This window comes from Paenibacillus sp. N119s (assembly GCF_059447605.1).
On record NZ_JCAJRU010000323.1, the window covers coordinates 1 to 4,406 of the forward strand.

General features: G+C 54.8%; 1 protein-coding gene. It reads left to right on the forward strand.

Annotated elements, in window-relative coordinates; genetic code table 11:
* Positions 1–4,406, forward strand: a 4,406-nt coding sequence (locus AC5V8P_RS23735) for an amino acid adenylation domain-containing protein (RefSeq protein ID WP_495473929.1), incomplete at both ends; no start/stop codon positions are given.

Sequence of the window (4,406 nt, forward strand, 5' to 3'; positions counted from 1 at the left end):
GGATGTGAACTACAACATGCCGTCGGTGCTGCAAGTGAGCGGTCCGCTGGATGTGAAGCGAGTGGAACAGGTATTCCGTCAACTGATCACACGTCATGCCTCCTTGCGTACTCGCTTTGACCTGATCGACAGTGAGCCGATGCAATGGATTGAAGACACCGTGCCGTTCGAAGTGGAATATACGAAAGTACGAGCAGAGGGTGCGACTACGGATACAGACATGATGGCCAGCAAGGAAGTGCAGGAGCTGGTGAGTCGCTTTGTCCGTCCGTTTGATCTCAAAGCTGCGCCGCTGCTGCGGGTAGGCTTGGTAGATCTGGGCGTCCAGGGAGGTGAGCAGAAAGCCCAACATCTGCTTATGCTTGATATGCACCACATCGTCTCGGATGGGGTGTCCATGGGGGTACTGACTGAAGAATTTGTCCGCTTGTACGACGGTGAAGAGCTGCCGCCACTGCGGATACAGTACAAGGATTATGCCGTATGGCAGCAAAGCGAAGCCCATCAGGAATGGATGCAGTCCCAGGAAGCGTACTGGCTCGACACCTTCCGAGGGGAACTGCCTGTACTGGATCTACCGACAGACTTTGCCCGTCCGGCGGTGCGTAGTACAGCAGGCGATATCGTGGTGTTCGGGCTGGAACGCGAAGTGAGCGAACGGCTGAAGGAACTGGCGGCGCACACCGGCTCTACGCTGTATATGGTGCTGCTGGCGGCGTACACCGCACTCTTACACCAATACAGCGGCCAAGAGGACATCGTCGTCGGCACGCCGATTGCCGGACGACCCCATGCCGATCTGGAACCGATTCTCGGCATGTTCGTCGGTACGTTGGCAATGCGAAACTATCCGACAGCAGAACATACCTTCCGCAGCTATGTGGAAGAAGTGAAGGTTCGCGCCCTGCAAGCCTATGAGCATCAGGACTATCCATTTGAAGAACTGGTGGAAAAGCTGAATGTGAAGCGGGATATGAGCCGCCATCCGCTGTTTGATACGATGTTTACCCTGCAAACGACCGAGGAAGGTGAACTGCAACTGGCAGACCTCAGCTTCCGTCCATACGGCTTGGAACAAACACCAGCGAAGTTTGATTTGACGCTGGAAGCTAGAGAGGAAGAGGCAGGCCTCCAGTTCGGATTGCAGTATGCAACTGCGTTGTATCAACGGGAAACGGTAGAACGGATGACACGCCACTTTATTCGCTTGGCCGCAGCCGTAGCAGCGAACCCGGATGCGAAGCTGGGTGAGCTGGAGCTCATTACGGCAGCAGAAACCGAACAGATTTTGAAGGTGTTCAATGATCCGAACGCACATCACGTGCGTGGAACACTCCAAGGTCTGTCGCTCAGCGAGCGTTTTGAAGAGCAAGCGAAAAACCACCCTGAGCGGATAGCCGTGGTGTCTGGAGACATGGCGCTAACCTACGCTGAGCTGAATGAGCAGGCGAACCAGTTGGCCCGTGTGTTACGTGCGAAAGGGGTTGAAGCAGATCAACCGGTAGGCATACTGCTGGAACGTTCTGCGGATATGCTGGTGAGCATTCTGGGGGTACTGAAGGCCAGAGGCGCGTATGTGCCAATGGATACGATGTATCCGCAGGAACGGATCGACTACATGCTTCAAGACAGTGGGGCAAAGGTCGTGATCACAAGCAGATCTGCCAACCTGTCACTCCAACTGCCATCGACAGTACAAGCTATCGTTCTTGACGAGGAGGACGTACAGGCTCAACTAGGAGCACAGGATGCGAGCAATCTGATCTCTGTCGCCGGCCTGCACAACCTGGCCTATATGATTTACACGTCAGGTACAACCGGTCAGCCGAAAGGGGTCATGATCGAGCAGGGCAGTGTCAGCAATCTGGTAGATGCTCTATATGAGCGAGTATACAGTCGGTATGATCAGCCGCTTCACATCGCATGGCTGTCAGCCTTTGTATTTGACGCCTCGGTGAAGCAAATCTTTGCCAGTTTGCTGTTAGGTCACACCTTGCATGTGGTGTCCCGTGACATCAGTCTGAGCGGGGAGCATTTGATCGCCTACTACCGCACGCACCGAATTGATCTGTCGGACGGCACACCTGCGCATCTGCATATTTTGAACGAAAGCATCGGCGTGACAGAAGCGCCAGGTGTGAAGCACTACCTGATCGGGGGCGAAGCCTTATCGGTGCAGCTGGTCCATGTGTTCCTGCACAAGTGGGCCGGGTATCGTCCGGTGATTACGAATGTGTATGGACCGACCGAAACGACGGTAGATGCGACGGCTTATACGATTGAAGATGTAGAGTCCCTGCATGTCCTGCTGGCCAAAGGGGAGCACACGGTATCCATCGGAACGCCAATAGCGAACCAGACTGTGTATATCCTGAACCACCAGCAACAGCTGGTGCCGATCGGTATCGCAGGTGAGCTCTATATCGGGGGTGCAGGTATTGCACGAGGATACCTCAACCTGCCAGAACTGACGGCAGAGAAGTTTATCCCGAATCCGTTTGCTGATGCGGCGGTTGCCGATCAAGCGGGCAGCACTCACGCAAACCGGATGTACCGGACAGGTGATTTGGCACGGTGGCTGCCGGATGGCAGTATCGAGTATTTGGGCCGGATCGACCACCAGGTCAAAATCCGCGGCTACCGGATCGAACTGGGCGAGGTGGAAGCACAGCTGCTGACCGTGGACGGTATCCAAAAAGCCGTGGTCACAGCATGGGAAAGCGAAGACGGACACAAGGATCTGTGTGCCTATATCGTAGCTACAGAGTCGCTGAGTCTGCCGGAACTGCGGAATGCGCTGCAGCCGAAGCTGCCGGATTATATGATTCCGACGTATGTGGTACAGCTGGATCGTTTCCCGCTGACACCTAACGGGAAAATCGACCGGAAGGCGTTGCCAGCACCAGAAGCACGCCTTGAAGGAGGCCTGGAGTACGTTGCGCCGCGGACGCCGCTGGAGGCTAAACTAGCCCAAATCTGGCAGGATGTCTTGAAACTGTCAAGCGTCGGCGTCACCGACTCATTCTTTGATGTGGGCGGGCACTCTCTGCGGGCAACGACACTGGTGGCCAAAATCCATCAGGAACTGGACAGCCGAATGACACTGCGTGAGGTGTTCCAGCACTTTACGATTGAGCAGCAAGCCCAGCTCATCGCAACGCATGGCACAGACGCCTATACGGTGATCCCTACCGCGAGGAAACAGGCCTACTACCCTGCTTCCTCGGCGCAAAAACGACTGTACATTTTGAGCCATTTGGAAGGTGGAGAGGTCAGCTACAATATGCCGGGTGTATTGGTAGTGGAGGGGCCGCTGGAGGCAGACCGACTGGAGGAGGCGTTCCGTCAGTTAGTAGCCCGTCATGAAACGCTGCGGACTTCCTTTGAAATGGTGGACGGCGAGGTTGTGCAGCGGGTTTACGATCAGGTGGAGTTTGCCGTAGAACGTCTGCAGGCCCATGAGTCTGAAGCCGAAGCGTATATCGAGTCCTTTGTACGCAGCTTCGATCTTCAGCAGGCACCGCTGCTGCGTGTCCGTCTCGTTCAAACCGGGCCCGAGCGTCACCTCCTGATGTACGACATGCACCATATTATTTCAGACGGTGTATCGTCTAACAATATCGTGCAGGAGCTGGGACAACTGTACGAGGGACAGGCTTTAGAGCCGTTGTCAATTCAGTACAAGGACTATGCGGTGTGGCAGCAGCAGGAAATGCAGCGGGAGTCCTACCAGCGCCGGGAACAGTTCTGGCTGGAGCATTTAGCCGGGGAATTGCCGATCCTGGATCTGCCGATTGCTTATCCTAGACCTGCTGTGCGCAGCTTTGAGGGAGCGATGTATGAATTTACAGTGGATCCGAATGTATCTGGGCAACTGCGCCGGATAGCGGCACAGACTGGAAGCACATTGTACATGGTGCTACTAGGCGCCTACACCGTCCTGCTGTCCAAATACAGCGGTCAGGACGATATGATCATCGGTACGCCAGTAGCCGGTCGCTTGTTGCCTGAACTGGAGCCACTGATCGGCATGTTCGTCAATACGCTAGCTATCCGGCACCAGCCGCAGGGCAACCAAACGTTCCACAACTACTTGCTGGAAGTCCGAGATCGTACGCTGCAAGCCTTCGAGCATCAGGATTATCCGCTTGAAGAGCTGGTGGAAAAGCTGGATGTAGCACGGGATGCAAGCCGTAACCCGTTGTTTGACACCATGTTTGTACTTGAAAATATGGAGTCACAGGAAGCGGAGCTTGAAACGCTAACCTTCAGCCCATATGTTCAGGAACACAGAACCTCCAAATTCGATTTGACCTTGTCCATGAGTGATGAAGACGGGCAGATCAAGGGTTCCTTTGAATATTGCACGAAGCTGTTTGGCGCTGATGCGATTGAACGATTAACCG